The 22,712-nt window shown below is 29.4% G+C and carries 26 protein-coding genes; 9 read left to right on the top strand and 17 right to left on the bottom strand.

The genetic code is table 11. The features are described from left to right. Positions 1-9: 9 nt before the first annotated feature. The 5 genes from trhO to gatC are packed head-to-tail and all read right to left on the bottom strand — an operon-like array spanning position 10 to position 4,825. On the bottom strand, positions 10-915 hold the full coding sequence (gene trhO, locus AC5YGA_RS03385; RefSeq protein WP_415309324.1) for an oxygen-dependent tRNA uridine(34) hydroxylase TrhO: 906 nt from the start codon (positions 913-915) through the stop codon (positions 10-12). Then, positions 915-1,565, bottom strand: a complete 651-nt coding sequence (locus AC5YGA_RS03390) for an O-methyltransferase (RefSeq protein ID WP_415309325.1) — start codon at positions 1,563-1,565, stop codon at positions 915-917. Before AC5YGA_RS03390 ends, trhO begins: the two co-directional genes overlap by 1 nt. A 39-nt stretch (positions 1,566-1,604) precedes the next feature. Further along, the gene (gatB, locus tag AC5YGA_RS03395) at positions 1,605-3,080 is read right to left on the bottom strand and encodes an Asp-tRNA(Asn)/Glu-tRNA(Gln) amidotransferase subunit GatB (RefSeq protein WP_415309326.1); all 1,476 of its coding nucleotides are present in this window, start codon (positions 3,078-3,080) and stop codon (positions 1,605-1,607) included. After that, positions 3,081-4,538 (bottom strand): Asp-tRNA(Asn)/Glu-tRNA(Gln) amidotransferase subunit GatA, encoded by a 1,458-nt coding sequence (gatA, locus tag AC5YGA_RS03400; RefSeq protein ID WP_415309327.1) that lies wholly within the window; start codon positions 4,536-4,538, stop codon positions 3,081-3,083. Further along, the gene (gatC, locus tag AC5YGA_RS03405; protein ID WP_415309328.1) at positions 4,538-4,825 is read right to left on the bottom strand and encodes an Asp-tRNA(Asn)/Glu-tRNA(Gln) amidotransferase subunit GatC; all 288 of its coding nucleotides are present in this window, start codon (positions 4,823-4,825) and stop codon (positions 4,538-4,540) included. The genes gatA and gatC overlap by 1 nt, the downstream gene beginning before the upstream one ends. A gap of 51 nt (positions 4,826-4,876) precedes the next feature. On the opposite strand from gatC, the gene ruvX reads away from it, so the two are divergent. Genes ruvX through AC5YGA_RS03440 form a run of 7 tightly spaced genes read left to right on the top strand, consistent with a single transcriptional unit; the run spans position 4,877 to position 11,492 of the window. Beyond that, on the top strand, positions 4,877-5,332 hold the full coding sequence (gene ruvX / locus AC5YGA_RS03410) for a Holliday junction resolvase RuvX (protein WP_415309329.1): 456 nt from the start codon (positions 4,877-4,879) through the stop codon (positions 5,330-5,332). A 42-nt stretch (positions 5,333-5,374) separates the two neighbouring features. Then, a complete protein-coding gene (locus tag AC5YGA_RS03415) occupies positions 5,375-6,316 on the top strand; it encodes an aspartate carbamoyltransferase catalytic subunit (protein WP_415309330.1) in 942 nt (313 codons plus the stop codon). Next, positions 6,317-7,603 (top strand): dihydroorotase, encoded by a 1,287-nt coding sequence (pyrC, locus tag AC5YGA_RS03420; protein ID WP_415309331.1) that lies wholly within the window; start codon positions 6,317-6,319, stop codon positions 7,601-7,603. Positions 7,604-7,605: 2 nt separating this feature from the next. Further along, a complete protein-coding gene (gene plsY / locus AC5YGA_RS03425; RefSeq protein WP_415309332.1) occupies positions 7,606-8,181 on the top strand; it encodes a glycerol-3-phosphate 1-O-acyltransferase PlsY in 576 nt (191 codons plus the stop codon). A 37-nt stretch (positions 8,182-8,218) separates the two neighbouring features. Further along, positions 8,219-10,804, top strand: a complete 2,586-nt coding sequence (topA, locus tag AC5YGA_RS03430) for a type I DNA topoisomerase (RefSeq protein ID WP_415309333.1) — start codon at positions 8,219-8,221, stop codon at positions 10,802-10,804. Then, on the top strand, positions 10,801-11,031 hold the full coding sequence (locus tag AC5YGA_RS03435) for a hypothetical protein (RefSeq protein ID WP_415309334.1): 231 nt from the start codon (positions 10,801-10,803) through the stop codon (positions 11,029-11,031). The genes topA and AC5YGA_RS03435 overlap by 4 nt, the downstream gene beginning before the upstream one ends. Next, complete coding sequence (locus tag AC5YGA_RS03440; RefSeq protein WP_415309335.1) at positions 11,031-11,492, top strand: RidA family protein; 462 nt, start codon at positions 11,031-11,033, stop codon at positions 11,490-11,492. The genes AC5YGA_RS03435 and AC5YGA_RS03440 overlap by 1 nt, the downstream gene beginning before the upstream one ends. On the opposite strand, the gene AC5YGA_RS03445 is transcribed toward AC5YGA_RS03440, so the two are convergent. Together AC5YGA_RS03445 and AC5YGA_RS03450 are read right to left on the bottom strand one after the other, a co-directional pair. Next, complete coding sequence (locus AC5YGA_RS03445; RefSeq protein WP_415309336.1) at positions 11,489-12,787, bottom strand: UDP-glucose dehydrogenase family protein; 1,299 nt, start codon at positions 12,785-12,787, stop codon at positions 11,489-11,491. The two genes, AC5YGA_RS03440 and AC5YGA_RS03445, sit on opposite strands and share 4 nt — an antisense overlap. Further along, the gene (locus AC5YGA_RS03450) at positions 12,784-13,599 is read right to left on the bottom strand and encodes a sugar phosphate nucleotidyltransferase (protein WP_415309337.1); all 816 of its coding nucleotides are present in this window, start codon (positions 13,597-13,599) and stop codon (positions 12,784-12,786) included. The genes AC5YGA_RS03445 and AC5YGA_RS03450 overlap by 4 nt, the downstream gene beginning before the upstream one ends. A 4-nt stretch (positions 13,600-13,603) precedes the next feature. On the opposite strand from AC5YGA_RS03450, the gene AC5YGA_RS03455 reads away from it, so the two are divergent. Then, positions 13,604-14,449 (top strand): pantoate--beta-alanine ligase, encoded by an 846-nt coding sequence (locus tag AC5YGA_RS03455; protein ID WP_415309338.1) that lies wholly within the window; start codon positions 13,604-13,606, stop codon positions 14,447-14,449. On the opposite strand, the gene mgtE is transcribed toward AC5YGA_RS03455, so the two are convergent. Next, positions 14,446-15,819, bottom strand: a complete 1,374-nt coding sequence (gene mgtE, locus AC5YGA_RS03460; RefSeq protein WP_415309339.1) for a magnesium transporter — start codon at positions 15,817-15,819, stop codon at positions 14,446-14,448. The genes AC5YGA_RS03455 and mgtE overlap by 4 nt on opposite strands. A gap of 61 nt (positions 15,820-15,880) precedes the next feature. On the opposite strand from mgtE, the gene lipB reads away from it, so the two are divergent. Beyond that, positions 15,881-16,501, top strand: coding sequence for a lipoyl(octanoyl) transferase LipB (gene lipB / locus AC5YGA_RS03465; RefSeq protein WP_415309340.1), 621 nt, complete (start codon positions 15,881-15,883; stop codon positions 16,499-16,501). On the opposite strand, the gene AC5YGA_RS03470 is transcribed toward lipB, so the two are convergent. From AC5YGA_RS03470 to rpsE, 9 genes are read right to left on the bottom strand one after another with little or no spacing between them, the layout of a single operon-like run. After that, positions 16,482-17,396, bottom strand: a complete 915-nt coding sequence (locus AC5YGA_RS03470; protein WP_415309341.1) for an RluA family pseudouridine synthase — start codon at positions 17,394-17,396, stop codon at positions 16,482-16,484. The genes lipB and AC5YGA_RS03470 overlap by 20 nt on opposite strands. Positions 17,397-17,420: 24 nt before the next feature. After that, the gene (gene rplQ, locus AC5YGA_RS03475) at positions 17,421-17,858 is read right to left on the bottom strand and encodes a 50S ribosomal protein L17 (protein ID WP_415309342.1); all 438 of its coding nucleotides are present in this window, start codon (positions 17,856-17,858) and stop codon (positions 17,421-17,423) included. After that, positions 17,858-18,886 (bottom strand): DNA-directed RNA polymerase subunit alpha, encoded by a 1,029-nt coding sequence (locus AC5YGA_RS03480; protein ID WP_415309343.1) that lies wholly within the window; start codon positions 18,884-18,886, stop codon positions 17,858-17,860. Before AC5YGA_RS03480 ends, rplQ begins: the two co-directional genes overlap by 1 nt. Before the next feature lie 3 nt (positions 18,887-18,889). After that, on the bottom strand, positions 18,890-19,354 hold the full coding sequence (rpsK, locus tag AC5YGA_RS03485) for a 30S ribosomal protein S11 (RefSeq protein WP_415309344.1): 465 nt from the start codon (positions 19,352-19,354) through the stop codon (positions 18,890-18,892). Between the two features lie 7 nt (positions 19,355-19,361). Beyond that, the gene (rpsM, locus tag AC5YGA_RS03490; protein ID WP_415309345.1) at positions 19,362-19,745 is read right to left on the bottom strand and encodes a 30S ribosomal protein S13; all 384 of its coding nucleotides are present in this window, start codon (positions 19,743-19,745) and stop codon (positions 19,362-19,364) included. A 55-nt stretch (positions 19,746-19,800) separates the two neighbouring features. Beyond that, the gene (locus tag AC5YGA_RS03495) at positions 19,801-20,442 is read right to left on the bottom strand and encodes an adenylate kinase (RefSeq protein ID WP_415309346.1); all 642 of its coding nucleotides are present in this window, start codon (positions 20,440-20,442) and stop codon (positions 19,801-19,803) included. Between the two features lie 4 nt (positions 20,443-20,446). Further along, positions 20,447-21,727: a preprotein translocase subunit SecY gene (gene secY / locus AC5YGA_RS03500; protein ID WP_415309347.1), complete on the bottom strand. Its 1,281-nt coding sequence runs from the start codon at positions 21,725-21,727 to the stop codon at positions 20,447-20,449. Between the two features lie 10 nt (positions 21,728-21,737). Next, complete coding sequence (gene rplO / locus AC5YGA_RS03505; protein WP_415309348.1) at positions 21,738-22,199, bottom strand: 50S ribosomal protein L15; 462 nt, start codon at positions 22,197-22,199, stop codon at positions 21,738-21,740. Then, complete coding sequence (rpsE, locus tag AC5YGA_RS03510) at positions 22,199-22,711, bottom strand: 30S ribosomal protein S5 (RefSeq protein WP_415309349.1); 513 nt, start codon at positions 22,709-22,711, stop codon at positions 22,199-22,201. Before rpsE ends, rplO begins: the two co-directional genes overlap by 1 nt. Between the last annotated feature and the right edge of the window lies 1 nt (position 22,712).

Genomic DNA, 22,712 nt, shown 5'->3' on the forward strand with positions numbered 1-22,712 from the left:
TTGTTTTTCCTATTTAAATTCTTTTTGAAATATATGCTTTGAACTACTCTTTTTAGCAAGGTTTATTTGCTTTTGTCTCATTCGAAATCTCTCTTTTTGAGTTTGAGTTAAATTATCATGACAGTTTACGCATGAAACACCCTCCTCATATTTTTTAGACTTCTTATCTTTGGGTGAGACAGGTTTTCTACATCCACTACACATTGAGTATGTACCAGTTATCAATCCATGTTTAACACTGATTCTGTTGTCAAAAACAAAGCATTCGCCATTCCATAGACTTTCTTTTTTCTTAACATTTTTTAAGTAATTTAAAATTCCACCTTTTAATTGATAAACATTTTTAAAGCCTTTTTTTTCTAAAAACACTGAAGCTTTCTCACATCTTATTCCACCAGTACAAAACATTGCAATTGGTTTTGTTTTTTTTAGTTTATTTAAGTATTTTGGAAATTCTCTAAAATTATCAACATCAGGATTAATTGATGTTTTAAAGGTACCTACATTATACTCAAATGGTTTTCTTGAATCTAAAACTAATGTCTCTTTATCATTAATCAATTTATTCCACTTTTTAGGATCAACATGATTATCTTTTTTATTTTTTGATGATAAAGAAAGACCCATAGGGACTACTTCTTTTTTAATTTTAACTCTTAGTTTGTGAAACGGTTGAAATTTACTTTTAGAAATATTTTCACTATCAAATTTTTTAAAATCTAATATTTTTTTAATCTTTGTGATAGTTGATTTTAGATTGGAAGCTTTTCCTGAGATTGTTGCATTAACTCCTTCATTGGCTATGATTATTGTTCCTCGGATATCTTTTTTAATTAAAAAATCCTGAAGTAAAACCTTATTTTTTTTCAAAGAAGTAAGTTTTTTAAATTTGTAAAAACCAGAAACATCGAACATTATAAAACTCTACAAACAGTCATTCCATCACCTAAAGGTATAATGATTTGTTCCACTCTTTTATCATTCGCAACATATGTATTAAAATCTCTGATATTAACTGTGAATTTATCTAAACTATCTTCATCAGCAACTTCACCATGCCACAAAACATTGTCCACAATAATCAATCCACCTTTATCCAATAACTTCAGTGATCTTTCGTAATATTCTTTATAATTCATTTTATCAGCATCAATAAAAACCATATCAAATTTACTATTCTTTAATTCATCCAAACTGTCTAATGCTGGTTTAACAATTGTTTGAATTTTATTATCCAGATTAGCTTTTTTAAAAAAACTTACTGCTACTTTGTTCGTTCCTTCATCTTTATCAAGCGCTACAAGTTTGCCATCATCCGGTAATGCTAATGCTACAGAAAGTGCACTTAACCCAGTAAAAGTACCAATCTCAAGTACATTTTTAATGTTAGAAGTTTTTATAATTAAATAAAGGAAATGACATTGGGATATCGCTACTTGCATTCTCTTAACGTCCCCAAGTGTACTATTGTAATCGATTATTTCTTGCTGAACGGGATTTAATTTTAAACTAAATTTATTTATATATTTTTCAAGTTTTTCAGTAATTTCAAGGTTCTTACCCATGATTTTTTAAGTCCTTTGTGTCTATCTATTTCAGGAATATTAAAGCTTTTTCTTTAATATCTCATTTATTAATTTAGGGTTAGCTTTACCATTTGAAGCTTTCATTGCTTGTCCTACAAAGAAACCAAACAATTTTTCTTTACCACTCTTATATTCAATAGCCTTTTCTCTATTATCATTGATAATTTTATCTATTAAAGCCTCTAATGCTTTAGGGTCGCTTTCTTGTTTTAAACCTTTTTCTTCAACAATTATTTGAGGATCTATGTCTCCATCAATCATTAACTCAAATATTGTTTTAGCTATTTTTCCTGAAATCGTTCCATTTTTAATTAAATTAATTAATTTTGCTAAATTTTTTGAACTTATAGGACATTCAGATATTTCTAAATTTTTATTATTTAAAACAGCAAATAATTCACCTGTAATCCAGTTAACCGCTAATTTCATATCTCGGTTTTTGCCCATTTTAGCAACAACTTCTTCAAAATATTTCGCTGTATCAATATCTGAAACTAGTATTGTTGCTTCATAGGGAGATACTTTAAATTCATCAATAAATCTTTTCTTTTTATCATCTGGTAATTCTGGAATATCAGTTTTTAACTTTTCAATAAATTCATCAGTTACTTCTAATGGTAATAAATCTGGATCTGGAAAATATCTATAATCATGAGCATCTTCTTTAGATCTCATAGATCTTGTTTCATTTTTTTTGGTATCAAATAATCTTGTTTCTTGATCGACTGTTTTACCTTCTTCAATTAAATCAACTTGTCTATTCGCTTCATAATCAATAGCCATTTGCATAAATTTAATTGAGTTAACATTTTTAATCTCACAACGGGTTCCAAGCTTATCAGAACCTTTAATTCTAACAGAAATATTAACATCGGCTCTTAATGAACCTTCCTGCATATTTCCATCACACGTACCAAGGTATCGCATAATAGATCTTAATTTTTTAACATAAGCACTAACTTCATCTGGAGTTCTCATATCTGGTTTACTAACAATTTCCATTAGGGCTACACCAGATCTATTTAAATCAACTAATGTATTTTGTGGGTCCATATCATGAATACTTTTTCCAGCATCTTGTTCTAAGTGTAATCTTTCTATACCAACTTCCTTTTGACCATGTGCCATATCAAGAATAACGGTGCCCTCTCCTACTATTGGATATTTAAACTGTGAAATTTGATAACCTTGTGGAAGGTCTGCATAAAAATAATTTTTTCTATCAAAAACTGATCTTTTATTAATTTGAGCCCTTAAGCCTATACCCGTTTTAATTGCTTGTTTTACACAGTACTCATTAATAACTGGAAGCATTCCTGGAAATGCTGCATCAACTAAACTTACTTGCGTATTTGGTTCAGCACCAAAAGTTGTTGATGAAGATGAAAACAATTTTGAATTTGATGTAACCTGTGCATGGACTTCAAGACCGATTACCACTTCATAAACATTATCACGTCTTTCAATTAAATATTCTGAATTATCTTTAGTCATCTATTTAATCCACCAATCAGTAATTTTATTTTTAAACTGAATTTTTTCTTCCATGGCATAAGCAATATTTAAAATACTTTGTTCATCAAAAGCTTTACCAATAATTTGTAATCCTAAAGGGTAGCCTTTAACGTCTACACCCGCAGGTATAGAAATTGCTGGTAAACCAGCCAAATTAACTGGAACTGTGAATATGTCATTTAAATACATTGAAACTGGATCGTTAGTCTTTTCACCAATTTTAAATGCTGCACTTGGTGTCGATGGAGTTAAAATTGCATCAACTTTTTTATAAGTTTCATCAAAATCATTTTTAATTAATTTTCTAACCTTTTGCGCCTTTAGATAATAAGCATCATAATAACCTGATGACAGAACATATGTTCCAATCATTATTCTTCTTTGAACTTCACTGCCAAAACCTTCAGATCTTGTTTTTTCGTACATATCAATAAGGTTTTCACCCTTAGATCTAAAACCATACTTAACGCCATCATATCTAGCTAAGTTTGAAGATGCCTCTGCTGGAGCTACTATATAATAAGTAGGTAGAGCATAATTTGTATGAGGTAGAGAGATTTCAACAATTTCAGCGCCACAATCTTTTGCATACTCAATTCCCTTAGTCCATAAATCTTCTATCTCTTTTGGCATTCCATCAACTCTATACTCTTTTGGAATTCCAATTTTCTTACCTTTAATATTGTTTGTTAATTCTTTGCTGTATTCATTTCTTTTAAAATCAATTGATGTTGAATCTTTTTCATCATAGGTGCTAATTATTTCTTGAAGTAATGCACAATCTTTAACATCTTTAGACATCGGTCCTGCTTGATCAAGTGAAGAAGCAAAAGCAACAATTCCATATCTTGAGCAACTTCCATAAGTTGGCTTTAATCCAACGGTACCTGTAAATGAAGCAGGTTGCCTAATAGAGCCACCAGTATCAGTTCCAATTGTAATAGGCGTTAAATTAGCTGCTAGAGCTGATGCAGAGCCTCCTGAAGAGCCTCCTGGAACTAAACCTTTATCTATTGGACTTTGTACATTTCCAAAAAAACTAGTTTCATTAGATGAGCCCATTGCAAATTCATCGCAATTTAACTTACCAAGTAATATTGCACCTTCATTCCAAATGTTTTGAGTAACAGTAGACTCGTATGGTGGAATAAAATTATTTAAAATTTTACTACCCGCTGTAGTTTTCACATCTTTAGTGCAAAACAAATCTTTAACTGCCATTGGAACGCCTGGAAGTTTTAAATCAAAATTAGGTTTTCGATCAAAGCTTTTAGCTTTCAAAAGTGCATTAGAAAAATCTTCTGTTATGTAAGTATTTAGATCTCTAGACTTTTCTCCTCTATTAATAAAAGCTTTAGTAGTTTCTTCAGAAGAAATTTTTTTATCTTTAATATTTTTAACTAACTCAGTTAAAGTGAGTGAAGTGATATCTGACATTATTCAACAACCCTTGGTACTACAAAAAAATCTTCATTTTCTTCTGGTGAGTTTTTTAATATTTGATCTCTTATATTTTTACTTTTAACCTGATCAGGTCTTAATTTTAATGTGGTTTCTGCAACAGAGGTTAAAGGCTCAACATTATCAGTATTGAGTTCATTCAATTTTTCAATAAAATCAAATATAGAGTTAAGATCTCCAGCTAATTTATTAGCTTTTGCATCATCAACTGAGATTCTTGATAATTTAGATATATGCTTTATTGTTTTAAGATTAATTGTCATGTGGTAATTAAATATATCGGCAAACTATCACTTAAGTAAAAAATATACAATATGATCACAATTGAAGATTTTAAAATAAAACACTTAAATAAGGTAAGATTTATTGGTTTAGATTTAGGTTCCAAAAGAATTGGTGTCTCAATTTGTGATGAAAGACAATCCATAGCCACACCCTTTAAAACCATAAACAAAACCAACACAAACGAACTAATTGATGAACTTAAGGTAATAATTAAAGATAATAATATTGGTGGAATAATTGTAGGGAACCCAGTTAATATGGATGGCAGTCTAGGAAGATCCGCTCAATCAGTTAATGACGTTGCATCAAATATATCAAAATCTATAAACCTACCTGTAATATTGTGGGATGAGAGACTTTCAACAGTTGGCGCATTTAATTTATCAAGTTTATTAGACGTTAATGTTTCAAAAAGAGTTAAAACAATTGATCAAAACGCTGCAGCCTTTATTTTACAAGGGGCAATAGACTTTTTAAATAATTAATACTTGCCATAGTGATGGTTAATAGTTATAGAGTTAATTTTAATGGCAATCAAAATAAATAAAGCTATTAAGATTTCTCAAAAACACCTCCTAGGTATTCAGGATCTATCAATTAATGATGTTAATTTCATTTTAGAAGAGGCTAAAAGTTTCATTAAATTAAATCAAAGTAAAAACAAAAGATTAAATGTATTAAGTGGTAAAACTCAAATTAATTTGTTTTTTGAACCCTCCACTAGAACACAAAGTTCATTTGAATTAGCTGGAAAAAGATTAGGTGCAGATGTTATGTCAATGAATATGGGAAATTCAGCTATTAAGAAAGGTGAAACACTAATAGATACTGCAATGACTTTAAATGCAATGCATCCTGATATAATTGTGATTAGACACCAGGATTCAGGTGCATGTAATCTTTTATCTCAAAAAGTAAATTGTGCAGTACTTAATGCTGGTGATGGAAGCCGTGAACACCCTACTCAAGCTTTATTAGATGCTTTAACAATTATAAACCGTAAAAAGAAAATTGAAGGTTTGAGAATAGCAATTTGTGGAGACATAACCCATTCACGAGTTGCAAGATCAAATATTTATCTTCTAAATATGTTGGGTGCAGAAGTTAACATTATTGCACCATCTAACTTAATGCCAAAAGAAATAGAAAAGTTTGGCGTTAATACATTTACAGATATGAAAAAAGGTCTGAAAGATTGTGATATTGTAATGATGCTAAGGTTACAAAATGAAAGAATGACTAGTTCTTTCTTGTCTTCAAATAGAGAATACTATGAATATTATGGACTAACTCCAGATAAACTTGCTCATGCAAAAAATGATGCTTTGATCATGCATCCGGGTCCAATGAATAGAGGGATCGAAATTGATACAAAATTGGCAGATGACATTAACAGAAGTGTGATTAAGGAACAGGTAGAACTAGGTGTTGCAGTAAGAATGGCTTGTTTAAAAATATTTTGTGAATAAATGAAAAAACAATACTTTATAAATGCAAATATAATTGACCCTCATAACTCTATTAATGAGAACGGTGGATTAATTATTGGTGAAGATGGTTTAATTGAAGCTATTGGCAAAAAAGTAAATTCTAATAACATTCCTTCAAGAGAAAAGGTAATAGAATTAAATGGCAAATATATATTCCCAGGTCTTGTTGATATGCGTGTCTTTGCAGGTGAACCTGGTTATGAATATAAAGAAAATTTTAGAACTCTAAGTAATGCAGCACTTGCAGGAGGCGTTACTTCAGTTGTAACTATGCCAAATACAGATCCAATTATAGATAATGTTTCAATAGTAGATTTTTTAAAAAGACGTGGAAGAGACAAATCTAAAGTTAATGTTTTTCCAAGTGCCGCCCTTACCAAAAATACTGAAGGAATTAGTATGACTGAATTTGGTCTACTTCAAAGTAGGGGAATAATTGGATTTACTGATGGAGTTAAAACAATTCAAAACACTCGACTGATGTCACGTATAATGAATTCAGCTAAAGATTTGGGTACACTGATCATGCAACACGCTGAAGATTATGATTTATCTAAAAATGGAATGATTAATTCTGGAATTATTGCAACTAAACTTGGATTATCCGGAATACCTGCTGTTGCCGAAAGAATAATTATTGAAAGAGATTTAACGTTACTTGAAAATATCAAATGCAGATATCATATATCACAAATTTCGGCTGCAAAATCTGTTGAAATTATTGAGGAAAGAAAAAATAAAGTTAAATTTACGACAGGTGTCTCCATAAATAATCTTTCATTAAATGAAAATGATATTGGTGATTTCAGAACTTTTTTAAAATTATCACCACCGTTAAGAACTGAAGAAGATAGAATTGCACTAGTGCAAGGATTAAAAGATGAAACGATAGATGTTATTGTATCCGATCACAAACCGGAAGATGAAGAGCAAAAACGATTAACATTTGCACAAGCTTCTACAGGAGCTTCTGGAATAGAAACGCTTTTATCATTAAGTCTAGAGTTATATCACAATGGCTCTGTTAAATTAGAAACCATAATTAAAGCTTTAACATCAAACCCTGCAAAAATTTTAAAAATTAAAAAAGGTAATCTTTCAGTGGGTAATGAAGCAGATTTTTGCATTGTAGATATTGATAAACCATGGGTTGTTAAAAAAGATAAACTTATTTCTAAATCAAAAAACACTTCCATTGAAGACAAAAAACTCCAAGGTAAAGTCACTAATACATTTGTAAAAGGTGAAGAATTATTTAAGTTATAATAATGGAATATTTAATTGTTGCATTAAGCTCATATTTATTAGGATCAATACCTTTTGGTTTTATACTTACAAAAATATTTTTAAAAAAAGATATTAGAGATATTGGCTCAGGAAATATTGGAGCTACAAATGCTCTTAGAACAGGCAATAAAACGTTAGGCTACGCAACTTTATTACTGGATATAATAAAAGCTGTACTACCTGTTTTATATGCGAAATTTAATTATCCCGATTATATCTTTATTGCATCACTAAGTGCATTCTTAGGTCACGTTTTCCCTATATGGCTTAAATTTAAAGGGGGTAAAGGTGTTGCAACATATGTTGGAATATTGTTTTCAATAAACATAATTTTGGGTTTGGTATTTGTCGTTAGTTGGACTGTTACATTTCTTATTTCAAAATACTCATCACTCTCATCATTGGTTGGTGGTTTAGTGGTTCCAATTTATTTAATAATTTTTGAAAATTATAATTCAATTTTTTTCATAATAATGTTTGTTCTTATATTCTATACACATAGAGAAAACGTCAAACGATTGAAAAACAAAGAAGAAACTAAGACAAAAATTTATTGATTTGACTATCTAAGTCTTTTAAGTAATTTGTTTAGTAATGAATCTTGTAGTCGTAGAAAGTCCAGCTAAAGCAAAAACTATCAATAAATATCTAGGTGATGATTATATTGTATTAGCAAGCTATGGTCATATTAGAGACCTTCCTTCAAAAAATGGCTCTGTTGATCCAGAAAATAATTTTAAAATGGAATGGGAAGTAGATAATTTTTCTAAGAAATATCTTAAAGAAATTACAGATGCGGCTAAAATTTCATCAAAAATCATACTGGCAACTGACCCAGATCGCGAGGGAGAAGCGATTGCTTGGCATGTTAAAGAATATTTAAATGAGAAAAAATTAATTAAAGACAAACATGTAGAAAGAGTTGTTTTTAATGAAATTACAAAAAAAGCAGTTATTCATGGAATTGAAAACCCACGCCAAATAGAGCCACTACTTGTTGATGCCTATATGGCTAGAAGAGCCTTAGACTATTTAGTTGGTTTTAATATATCACCAATTTTATGGACAAAGTTACCTGGCTCTAAATCTGCAGGGCGTGTTCAGTCAGTTGCTTTAAAATTAATTACAGAACGAGAACATGAAATAGAGCTTTTTGATCCTGAAGAATTTTGGACATTAAGTGTTCAATTCAACGATAATGATAAAAATTCTATATTAGCAAGTATTACTCAATTAAACGATAAAAAAATTGAAAAATTTTCTTTTAAAAATAAAGCTGAAATTGATGAAGCAATTGATGAGGTAAAATCTCAGAAGTTCAATATAAATGACATCTCAAGCAAAGTTATTAGCAGAAACCCTTCTGGCCCTTTTACTACCTCTACATTACAGCAAGTTTCTTCTGGTAAATTAGGATTTGGAGCATCACGAACAATGCAGATAGCTCAAAAACTTTATCAAGGTATAGAAATAGGCGGTGAAACTATTGGTCTTATCACGTATATGCGAACAGATGGTACCAATCTATCTACAGACGCTATAGAAACATTTAGAAAATATATAAAAAATGAGTTTGGTGATGAATATGTTCCAGATAATGCAGCAAGTTATTCTGGTAAAAAGTCTAAAAATGCTCAAGAAGCGCATGAAGCAATTAGACCCACAGATATTATGCGTGCACCAGATACAGTTAAAAAATATCTAAGTTCAGATCAGCATAAATTATATGATTTAATATGGAGCAGAGCCCTATCCTCTCAAATGAAACCTGCTCAATTTGATAGAAATACTATAACTATATCCTCAGATGACAATAGAACAATCTGTAAGGCTAGTGGATCTGTTATTAAGTTTGATGGTTTCTTAAAGGTTATGAAAGATACTAAAAAAGATGATGATGAAAATAACCTTCCTGAAATGAACAAAGGTCCAGTTAATTTAGAGGCTTTATTAGATGAACAACATTTTACACAGCCACCACCAAGATACTCAGAAGCAAGTTTAGTTAAAAAATTAGAGGAGCTTGGTATTGGAAGACCTTCAACTTATGCAAGTATAATATCTGTTATATCTACTAGAGGGTATGCGGAAGCAATTAATAAAAGATTTCACCCAACTGATCGTGGTAAACTAATTTCTGCTTTTCTTGAAAAACTTTTCTCTAAATATGTTGACTATAACTTTACTGCAAGTTTAGAAAATCAACTTGATGACATTACTACCGGCAAGGAAGGATGGATAAAAGTTCTTGAGTTATTTTGGAAAGATTTTAATCAAAATGTGTCTGAGGTTAAAGAGAAAAGAACTAGAGAAGTTTTAGATCTATTAAACGATAGTCTAGGTAGTTTAATCTTTGAAAGAGATAAAGATGGAAATATTAATAGACAATGTAAGTTATGTAACAATGGATCATTAAGTTTAAAAAATAGTTTTAGAGGTGGTGCTTTTATAGGTTGTTCAAATTATCCAGATTGTAAATTTACTAGACCTCTATCTAAGACTAAAGCTGCTGCTCAATCACAGCTAGCTGAACCAAAGTTTATAGGAAAACATGAAAATGGAAATGATATGTATCTTAAAAATGGAAGATTTGGACCCTATCTGCAGTATGAAAAAATTGATGAAATGAAAGAAGAAATTGTTATTGAAACAAAAAAGAAAAAGAAAACAAAAAAAAAGAAGGTAGAAAAAGAAGATAACAATTTAAGAAATGTTTCTATACCTAAGGGAATTACATTGGATAGTGTGGACCTTGATAGGGCTAAATTTTTATGTTCATTACCAAAAATTTTAGGTATTAACCCTGAAAATCAAAAAGATATCATTTTAAACTCAGGAAGATTTGGTCCATATCTAAAGTGTGAAAATAAATCTGCTAGAATTGAAAATGTTGAAGAAATTTTTTCAATTGGTTTAAATAGAGCAATAACTTTAATAGCAGAAGCTAAACCTGGCAGAATGTCAGCATCAATTATAAAGGATCTAGGAGAGCACCCTGAAGATAAAAAACCAGTTAGAGTAATGAAGGGTCAATATGGACCTTATATCAAGTATAAATCCCTTAATGCAACTATACCTGAAGAAAAAGACCCTTTAGAACTTAATATGGAAGAAGCATTAATATTGATTGAGAAAAGAAAAGAATACGATAAAAATAAGAAATCAAATAAAAAAAAATGAAAAAATTATATATTTTAATATTGATGCTAACATTTATTTTTAATCCATTAAATGCTGAGGATAAGAAAGACTGTGATGGAAAAAAACTAATAAATAAAATTTGGTGTAAATCAAAGAAAATGAAACTAAAAGATGAAGATGGAAAATCAAATTTTTCTCTTAAACCAGATTTGAATAAATTTAGTGATAGTAAAACTTTAGCAGATCTATTTAAAAAAAAAGATTAATGTCATTCGAAAATAGAATTAAAGAATTGAATTTGCAACTACCAGAAGCTAGAGATCCTGTTGGATCATATGTTGCATCAAAAATTATTGGTAAGATGCTATTTATATCGGGTCAAATCTCGATCACTCAAAATGGTGAATTGATAAAAGGAAAAGTTGGAAGAGATTTAAAAACAGAAGATGGTTATGAGGCTGCTAAAAGATGTGGTTTAAATATAATTTCACAAGTCAAAAAAGCTTGTCATGGTGATCTATCAAAAGTTAAATCTTGTATTAAATTAACTGGATTTGTCAATTCAACTGAAGATTTTATTGAGCAACCTAAAGTAATTAATGGTGCATCTGATTTAATAGTGTCAGTATTTGGTGATAAAGGAATGCATACAAGAGCTGCAGTTAGCACCAATAGTTTGCCTCTTGGAGTTTCAGTCGAAGTTGATGCTATTTTTGAATTAAACTAACAACCAATACCAAAATATTTAATTTTTAATTCTTTCATTTTAGCTGGTGAACAAATATTTCTCATATCAAATATAATAAATTTTTTGTTTTTAACTTTTTTTTTGAAATTTATTGATTTAAATTCATTCCATTCTGTATGAATTATTATTAAATTTGAGTCTTTAATTGCAGAATCAATATTAATTGAGAAATTAACATTTTTTATTTTTTTAAAATCATCTTTTTCACCAGTTGGATCATAATAATTTACTATAGCGCCTTTTTTGATCAATGAGGGTATCATTGACAAACTTGATGAATCTCTCATATCATCAGTATTGGCTTTAAATGTAACTCCTAAAAAACATATTTTTTTATTCTTAATTTTACCATTTAAAATATTAAAAACTCTTTCCAATAATAATGAAGATCTATTTTCATTAGATTTAATTACACTTTTAATAACTGATAAATTTGTTTTATACTTATCAGCAGTAGTGGTGATTGCTTTAGTATCTTTTGGAAAGCATGATCCACCATAAGCAGGTCCAGCTCTAAGAAAGCGTCCACCAATTCTTTTGTCTAATCCCATTCCAATTGAAATATCCTCAATATTTACATTTATTTTTTCACATAAATTTGCAAGTTCATTAATAAAAGTTATTTTTGTTGCTAAAAAAGCGTTAGATGCATACTTAATTAATTCTGCAGCTCTTCTTGACGTATTAACATATTTAGCACCTTTTGATATTAAAGGTGAATAAAGATTTTTTAAAATTTTATTTGATTTCTTATTATTTGTTCCAATAACAACTCTGTCAGGATAAGTAAAATCTCTTATAGCCTCACCTTCTCTTAAAAACTCAGGATTTGAAACAACTGAAAAAAGTTTCTTAGATACTTTATGTGAAATAATTTTTTCTATTTCATCTCCTGTAGTTACAGGGACTGTAGATTTGGTGATAATAATCTTAAATTTGGAAATAGCACTTCTTATTTCTTTAGCAGCATTATAGATTTGACTTAAATCAGCGCCATTACCATTTTTTTTTGTTGGTGTTCCAACACAGATGAATACGATATCAGATTTTGCAATTGAATCTTTTAAATTTGTTGAAAATTTTAATCTTTTATTCCTATAATTTTTTATAACTAATTCATCCAAACCTGGTTCATAAATTGGAATAATACCTTTTTTTAAATCATCAATTTTTTTAATGTCACGATCTACACAAATAACATCATTACCAATGTCAGAAAAGCAAACACCACTAACTAAACCAACATATCCAGTTCCTATCATGCATAATTTCATATCTTTGCAATCTCCATAGTTGAATTGATATAACCCTTCATTGTTCCACAATCTAAATATTTACCAAAAAATTTATGGCCAATGAATTTTTCATTATCATTAATTAGTAATTCTATTGCATCAGTAATATGAATTTCTCCACCTTTTCCAGGTTTAAGATTTTTTAATTTATTAAAAATAGTCTTGGGCAATATATATCTACCAATAACAGCTTTATTAGAGGGTGCATGTTTTGGATTTGGTTTTTCTACTACACTTTTTATAATAAAGTTAGCATTATCAATTTTCTTTTTAACATTATAAATACCCCATCTTGCAACTTCTTTTTTATGAACACTCATACTAGCCATGACAGACGAGTTAAACTTTTTATGAATAGCAATCATAGATTTAGAACAATTTTTTTTGATTATTAAATCATCTGGCAATAGCATTAGAAAATACTTATCTTTTATAAACCTCATAGTCTTAAGTACAGCATCTCCTGTTCCAAGTGGTTTATCTTGAAAAACAAACTTAATCATTTTTTTATATTTTAAAATTTTTTTATATTCATTAACGATACGAGGGTCTTTCTTTTTCTTAATAATATCTTTATAAAATTTATCATTATAAAAATAATTTTTTATCATGATTTTTTTTTTTGAGATAACAAATATCACTTCTTTAATTCCAGCTTCTATACATTCGTCAAGAATATATTCTATTCCTGGTTTACCATTTATTGGTAAAAGTTCTTTAGCAAATACACTTGTCAATGGGAGTAGTCTGGTCCCAAGTCCAGCTAAAGGAATTATAGCTTGTTTAATCATTCAAATGTTTTACTTATTAATATTATTATTACAAATGAAATTAATAAAAGAAATAATTGATTTAAATAAGGCAATTAATAAAGAAACGAGATTAGGGTTTGTTCCTACGATGGGTAGCCTTCATAAGGGCCATGAAGCTCTAATAAAGATATCTAAAAAGAAGTGTAAAAAAACACTAGTTTCTATTTTTGTTAACCCCAAGCAATTCAATAATAAAGAAGATTATAAAAATTACCCCAGAAATTTAAATAATGATCTTAAAATACTTAAACGATTAAAAGTAGATTATGTGTTTATTCCAACAATTGACCAAATTTATAAAAATAAAAAATTAACTAAAATTTCAATAAAAAAATCAGATAAAGTTTTATGTGCAAATTTTCGAAAGGGTCATTTTGAAGGTGTTCTCAATGTTTTAAACCGTTTTGTAATATTAATAGCTCCAAAAATAATTTTTTTAGGAGAAAAAGATTATCAACAATTTTTTCTAGTAAAAAAATTTATAGAAAAAAGACACAAAACTAAAGTTTACCTTTGTAAAACTATCAGAAGTTCAAATAGAATTGCTTTATCATCCAGAAATAGACTATTAAATAAAACTAATATTCAAGCTTTGAGCTTAATTACTAATAAGTTGCTCGATTTAAAAAAAAAGATTTACAAAAATAGAAGTGAATCTGAGGCACTGACTAACTCCGCTAAAATAGAGCTAACTAAACTATTTAACATTAAAATTGAATACCTTGAGAATAGAAACACAATTGACCTAGGCTCTAACATTAGCAATGGTCCATTTAAACTTTTTGTAGCATTTTATTTGGGTAAAGTCAGATTGATAGACAACTTCTAAAGAAAATAAGCACTAACGCCTAAAAAAGAAACAAACCCTATAACATCAGTGATTGTCGTTACAAATACACTTGATGCGATCGCTGGATCAATATCCATTTTTTTTAAAGTAATAGGAACTAAAATTCCAAATAATCCTGCAACGATCATTGTAACAATCATCGACATGGATATAATTATTGATAGTAGAGAATCTTGAAACCAGATCTGCACCACAAGTGCACTGATTATTGCAAAAATTATACCATTTAAAATTCCTATATTAAATTCTTTTAGAATGTTTTGAGAAAAGTTATTTTTAGTTAAATCATTTGTTGCTAACGTTCTAACTGTAACTGCTAAAGTTTGCATGCCTGCATTGCCGCCCATAGAAGCAACAATTGGCATTAAAAATGCTAAGACAACCATCTGTTCAATAGTTGCACCAAATAAACTAATTACCCATGTCGCAATAAATGCGGTAAAAAGATTTAATAAAAGCCAATTAAATCTTCGTTTTGTTTTTTTAAAAACACCATCTGTAATTTCTTCATCTCCTACCCCTGCCAATCTTAGAGCATCTTCTTCTGCTTCTTCTTTTAAAACAGTTAAAACATCATCATACATAATCATACCAACTAATTTATTAGTTTTATCTACAACGGCAGCAGAATTTAAATTATAATTCTCAAAAAGATTACTAACTTCTTCTTTATCCATATCAACTGGAATAAGTAATTGTGATTCAGACATAATTGAAAGCATTTTTGTATCTCGTGATGCTGTTAGAATTTTAGATGAAGGAACTGTTCCAATAGGTTTAAAATCTTCATCAACGATAAAAATTTCAAGGAATTCTTCGGGTAGATCTTTATTTTCACGTAAATAATCAATTGTTTGTCCTACTGACCAATTGCTTGGAGTGACAGTGAATTCACGTTGCATTATTCTTGCAGCTGTATCTTCTGGGTAACTTAAACTTTCTAATAATGCAAAGCGATCTTTTGGTGGTAAGGAGCTTAAAATTAGATTTTTATCCTTTTCATCAACATTTTCTAAAATTGCAATTGCATCATCTGACTCAAGGTTTTTTAAAAGTTTAATAATTGAATCCTGTGAAAGGTAGGTAATAATTTCTGATTGAACAGATTCATTGAGTTCAATAAAAACTTCAGGATCTATATTAAAATTGTTAAGTTTTATTAAACTTTCTCTATCTTTTAGACTAAGATGTTCAATAATGTCAGCTGCATCAGCTGGGTGCACATCATTAAATGAATTTGTAATAAATTGAGCATCATTATTCTCAATTTTATTAGTAACAACTTTTAAATATTCTTTATTAAACTCAAAATTAACTTTTTTATCTTTTATTTTTTTTGTTAAAGACATAAATTTACCTATAAATCAATTTTGCACTCTTAATGCATAATAGGAATAATACAATTTATAAATGAACATAGAAATTAAAAAGTCAATAAAACCAGTAAAATATGAAGTAGCAATTAAGCAACTTGAAGACAGATTGCTTGCAATAAATAATAATAAAAAAAGTGATTTAATTTGGATTCTGGAACATAAAGAAATTTATACAGCTGGTACAAGTTATAAAGAGGAGGAAATCTTAAATCACAATATCAACTTAGTTAAAACAAACCGAGGTGGTAAAATTACTTATCATGGACCAGGACAATTAATTTGTTATTTTGTTATTAATTTAAAAAATAGAAAAAAAGATATAAGAAAATTTATAACCATAATAGAAAAAACAATTATTGAAAGTTTGTCTGAATATAATATTAAATCGTATGGTGATCCAAAAAATATTGGTATTTGGGTAAATGACAAAAATGATATTAAGAAGGTAGCAGCCATCGGAATAAGAGTAAGTAAGTGGATTGCTTATCATGGTTTTGCAATAAATATTAATAATGATCTCTCAAAATATCAAAATATAATTCCATGTGGTATTTCAGATAAAGGTGTGACAAACCTTAAAAGTATTAATGATCAAAACTACAATTTATTAAATGATTTAATTATTAATAATTTTATTAAGAACTTGGAAACCTAAGCCTTTTGGTTTTCAATAATTTTTTGAAATATTCTGGTAATAGTGCAGTGTATGTATATTTTTTACCCTTAATCATAAATTTAATTTGATAAGAGTGGAGCATTAAATTTTTATTTATAGCTTTATCTGAATTGCTAAATTTGTATTTTTGATCACCATAAATTGGAGATCCAACAGCATACAGTTGTTTTCTAAGTTGATGTTTTCTTCCGGTTATAGGCTTCATTTCGACTAAGCTGCATATAGAATTTTTATCTAAAACTTTATATGTTGTTCTGGCTTTTTCTATTATTTCTTTATCATTATCATACCTAGTAAGATCATCATTCCATTCACCCTCGTCTTTTTGCAATTCACCATGACATATAGCTAAATATGTTTTGTGAACTTTTCTTAATCTAAATAGTGATGTTAATAGCTGCGCAGCCTCTCTGTGTTTGGCCATAATAAAAACACCAGATGTATCTTTATCAAGTCTATGGACAGAAAAAGGTTTTGTATTTTGAAAAATATCACTCCTAGCAAAAATATCTACCAGATTTTTTTTTGATTTAGTTCCACCTTGAACTGAAATACCTGAGCTTTTATTCAGTACAATAAAGTCATCATTATTATCAATTATTAAGTCCTCATTTTCCTTGATAATTTCCTCAGATGGTACAAATTTTATTTTTTTTTGAAGTATGGTTTCAGTATATTCAAAATTAAATAGTTCAATAGTATCGCTAGTTTTAACTTTTTTTGAACTTTTGATTTTTTTATTATTAAGTTTTATTTTTCCACTTCGTAAACTTTTTTCAATTAAGCCTTGTGGAATATTTCCTAAATTGTTTCTTATCCATCGGTCAATACGCATATCGTTAAACGTTGATTCAACGTTATATGACTTTTTCATGATGATATATTTTTATACGGAAAGTTAAGCAGTAGCTAATTTTTTCTCTTCTTTTTCATTTTTGGTAAGATCTTTTTTCTTCCTATCAACTCTTTTTGCCTCAACATCTCTATCTACAAATTCAATTACAGCCATTGGCGCATTGTCCCCATATCTAAAGCCCGCTTTGATAATTCTTGTATATCCACCATTTCTTTTTTCGTACCTTTTAGATAAAGTTTTTGTAACTTTACGTGTAGATGTAATATCCTGTAATTTAGTCATCAACATCTTAGTTGTAAGTAAAGTTTCTTTTTTTCCTAGTGTGATAATCTTATCTGCCTGAGGTTTTAGGAATTTAGCTTTTGGAAGTGTGGTAGTTATCTGTTCATATTTAATCAAAGAATTTAACATGTTCTTTAACAGTGCTTTTCTATGTTCAGAAGTTCTATTTAACTTCTTATTAGCCATTCCATGTCTCATTAGATTTGTTCCTCTAACTTTTTAGACATTTCTGCTATGTTGTCTGGTGGCCAGTTTGGAATCTCCATGCCAAGATATAAAGACATACTAGTTAAAACTTCCTTTATTTCATTCAGTGATTTTCTTCCAAAGTTAGGTGTTCTAAGCATTTCACCTTCAGATTTTTGAACAAGATCACCAATATAAGTAATATTATCATTTTTTAAACAATTCATTGAACGAACAGATAGTTCTAATTCATCCACTTTTCTTAAGAGATTTTTGTTAAACTCAGGTTCAGTTGAAACTTCCTTAATTGGAGCCTCTACCGGTTCATCAAAATTAACAAACATGTTAAGTTGATCTTGAAAAATTCTAGCAGAATATGCAACTGCATCTTCTGCAGAAATTGAACCATTTGTTTCAACTTCCATTGTTAATTTATCATAATCTAAGGCTTTTCCTTCTCTTGCCGTACTTATTGAGTAAGAAACTTTTTTAACAGGACTATATAAAGAATCTATTGCTATTAAACCTAATGGCGGTTCTTCAGGCTTATTCATTACAGCTGGTACGTAACCTTTGCCCGTTCCTACATTCATTTCCATATGAAAATGAGTATTTTCATCCAAATTACAAATGACTAAATCAGGATTTAAAATTTCAATATCGTTAACAGCCTCTATATCAGAAGCTTTAATTTCACCAGGACCTTTTGCATCAAGAACAAGTTTTTTTGATCCATCATGAGAACTTTTTAGAGCTAATGATTTAACATTTAAAACAATATCAGTAACATCTTCTCTAACACCTTTAATAGATGTGAATTCATGTAATACACCATCAATTTGTATTGAAGTTACGGCAGCTCCTCTTATAGAAGACAATAATATTCTTCTTAAAGAATTACCTAGTGTTAAGCCGTATCCTTTCTCTAAAGGTTCAGCTATAATTTTTGCATGTGATTTGTCATCACTGATCTTAACATCTAATTGAGCTGGTTTAATTAATGCTTTCCAATTTTTAGCATTTACATTCAAACTTTCCATTTATTAAACTCTCCTTTTCTTTGGTGGTCTTACGCCGTTATGTGGCATTGGTGTTGTATCTTTTATAGAAAGAATCTTAAATCCTTTCGCTTGTAATGCTCTTAATGCTGTTTCTCTTCCAGAGCCAGGTCCTTTAACTTGCACAGTTAAAGTCTTCATCCCATACTCTAAGGCTTTAGATGCAGCAGAATCTGCTGCCACTTGTGCTGCATATGGAGTTGATTTTCTTGAACCTTTAAAACCCTTTTGTCCAGATGAAGCCCATGAAATAACATTTCCATTAGTATCTGCTATAGAAATTATTGTATTATTAAAAGTTGATTGGACGTAAGCAATACCATTAAGGATATGTTTTTTAATTTTTTTCTTTTTGGAATAAGAACTTTTTTTAGATTTTTTATCAGCTTTTTTTTCTACTTTTTTCTCTATTACAGAATCTGAGTTTTCTACTTTATCTACTTTAGCCATAAATTAATTATTTTTTAAGTGGTGTTAATTTTTTTCCTGCAATTGCAATAGCTTTACCTTTTCTAGTTCTAGCATTACATCTTGTTCTTTGTCCTCTAACTGGAAGTTTTTTTCTATGTCTAGACCCCCTATAACATGCAAGATCAATTAATCTTTTAATAGTTAATGAGTAGTCTCTTCTAAGATCACCTTCTACTTTAAAATTAGCATCGATATATTCTCTAATTTTTAAAATATCTTCATCTGTTAATTCGTTAATTCTTTTTTTAGTAGGAATTTCCAAAGATTTACAAATTTGATTTGAAAACTTATCACCAATTCCATAGATATAAGTTAATCCTATGTGGACAAGTTTATTTTGGGGAATGTTTACACCTGCTATACGAGCCATATTTTTGAGATTAATTTTAGCCTTTTATATAAGAAGATGTTCTAAAGTCAACGCCTTAAACATTAAGAACACCATTGATTTTATTGGTAATTTGATCAATTTCACCGGCACCATCAATTTCAGTAAAATTTTCATTTTTTGAGTAATAATCAAGGACAGGTTTAGTTGTTTTCATGTATGTCTCATATCTGGCTACTACAACATCAAAATTGTCATCTTTTCTCTTCTTAAGAAACTCTTTGCCACAGGGATGCAATTCTATTTGCTCTTTGTTAAAAAATTCATTTAAAGACATGTTACATTTATCACATGTCATTCTGCCCATTATTCGTTTTTCAATGATATCTTTTGAAACATTCAAAAAAATTATATGACCAATTGTTTGATCGAATTCACTTAAAATTATCTCTAAATTTTTGGCTTGATCAACATTTCTAGGGTAGCCATCAAAAATAATCCTATCTCTAAATTTAAGATTTGTAATAGATTGTCTTAACAGTGTGTTAACTATTTTATCTGAGGCAAATTTACCATTTGATATCAATTGTTCTATTTCACTCCCAAGTGTAGTTTTTAACTTAATCTCTTCTCTTAAAAGATCACCAGTTGATAATTGAAAGTAGTTGTGTTTTTTTACAATGAATTGAGCTTGTGTACCCTTTCCTGCTCCAGGAGGACCGAATAAAATTATATTCACAAAATTATTTACCGAATTTGGTTTTTTTTATCAATTGTTCATATTGAGAACTCATCAATCTAGTTTGTATTTGAGTTACAGTATCAATTGCAACAACAACAACAATCAAAATTGAAGTTCCACCAAGATAAAAAGGTATTGGATAATTTGCAATTAAAAACTCTGGCATCAAACATACCATTGTTAAATAAAGAGCGCCTATTGTAGTAAGTTTAGTTACAATCTTATCAATATATAAAGCAGTGTTCTCCCCAGGTCTAATGCCAGGTACAAAACCACCATATTTTCTTAAATTATCAGCAGTCTCTGTCGGATTGAATGTAATTGAAGTATAGAAGAAAGTAAAAAATATTATTCCAGAAGCATATAATAACATGTAAAGGGGTTGACCTTGAGTAAAGTATGAACTTATGTTTAAAAATGCATCATTATTTGAAAAACTAAAATTAGAAAAGGTTACTGGCAATAGCAATAAAGCTGACGCAAAGATAGCTGGTATAACTCCTGCTTGATTAATTTTTAAAGGTAAATGAGAAGACTCACCTCCATACATTTTGTTACCCATTTGTCTTTTAGGATAATTTATTAGAATTTTTCTTAATGCTCTTTCCATAAAAACAATAAACATAATTGTTACAACTAATAATACAAAAATTCCAATAATCATAATTGTAGATACCGCACCAGTTCTGCCTAATTCAAATGTAGTTACTAAAGCTCTTGGTATCTCAGCAACAATCCCTGCAAAAATGATTAATGAAATACCATTACCAATACCTCTCTGCGTTATTTGTTCACCAAGCCACATTAAAAACATCGTTCCAGCAACAATAGTTGAGACTGCAGTTATTGTAAAAAATAAACCTGGAGTTATAACTAAGTTTTCAGATGATTGTAAACCTACTGATAAACCATAACCTTGAATTGTAGCTAACAATACTGTTCCATATCTTGTAATTTGAGTAATTTTAGCTCGACCAGTTTCTCCCTGGGCTTTTAGATTTTTAAAATAATCAGACACACCAGTTAATAATTGAACAATAATAGAAGAAGAGATATATGGCATTATTCCTAGTGCAAAAATTGCCATTCTGCTTACTGCCCCACCAGAAAAAACATTAAACATTCCAAGCAATCCCTTTTGATTACCACTCATCATTGTCTGTAGTTGCTCCGGATCAATTCCTGGAATCGGAACAAAAGTGCCAAATCTATAAACTGCTAAAATAAATATTGTGAAAATTATTCTGTTTCTAAGATCATTAGTTTGAGAAGATGCGCTCATAATACCTTAACTATTTTTTTAACTGTATTGTGCCACCAGCCTTCTCTAATTTAACAATGGCAGATTTTGATATTAAATCAGCTTCAATGCTTACTTTATTTTTTATATCACCTGTACCAAGTATTTTTAATTTTTGAGAATTTTTATTTATTAACTTCAACTTTATAAGCAAAGCAATATTTATTACATCACTAGAATTAATAGTTTTTTCGTCAATATAAGACTGAATTTTATCTAGGTTCATTATTGCTATAATAGCTTGGTATCTCTTAATGGCATTAAAACCTCTTTTGGGTAATCTTCTATATAAAGGCATCTGACCTCCTTCAAAAGCCTTAATGGCTACACCTGATCTTGATTTTTGACCTTTAACTCCTCTTCCTGAAGTTTTACCTTTGCCCGATCCAATACCTCGACCAACTCTCATCTTCTTTTTGTATAAAACTTTTCCAGTAGTATTTAATGTGCTCATTATCCTCTTTTTTCAATTACGTCAGAAATCTTTTTATTTCTAATTGTTGCTATATGTTTGGGTGAATTTTGTTTTGAAAGAGCTTTCATTGTAGCTCTTATCATATTATGAGGGTTGGAAGTTCCCATTGATTTTGCAACTATATCTTTAATTCCTAAAACCTCACATACTGCTCTAACTGGACCACCAGCAATTATACCCGTTCCTTTAGGCGCAGACCTTAAAACAATTTTACCCGCACCATCTTTTCCATAAACATCGTGATGAATTGTTCTTCCTTCTCTCAGTGGAATATGAATTAACAATCTTCTAGCAGTTTCGTTGGCCTTTTTAATTGCGTCAGGGACTTGTTTTGCCTTAGCATGTGCTATACCAATCTTACCGGCTTGGTTTCCTACAACAACAAGTGCAGAGAAACCAAATCTACGTCCACCTTTTACAACTTTAGTAATTCTATTAATGTGAACTAATTTCTCTAAAATACCATCGTCATTTTTTTTCTTAAAATCCATA

The organism is Candidatus Pelagibacter sp. uisw_091, from assembly GCF_059512525.1.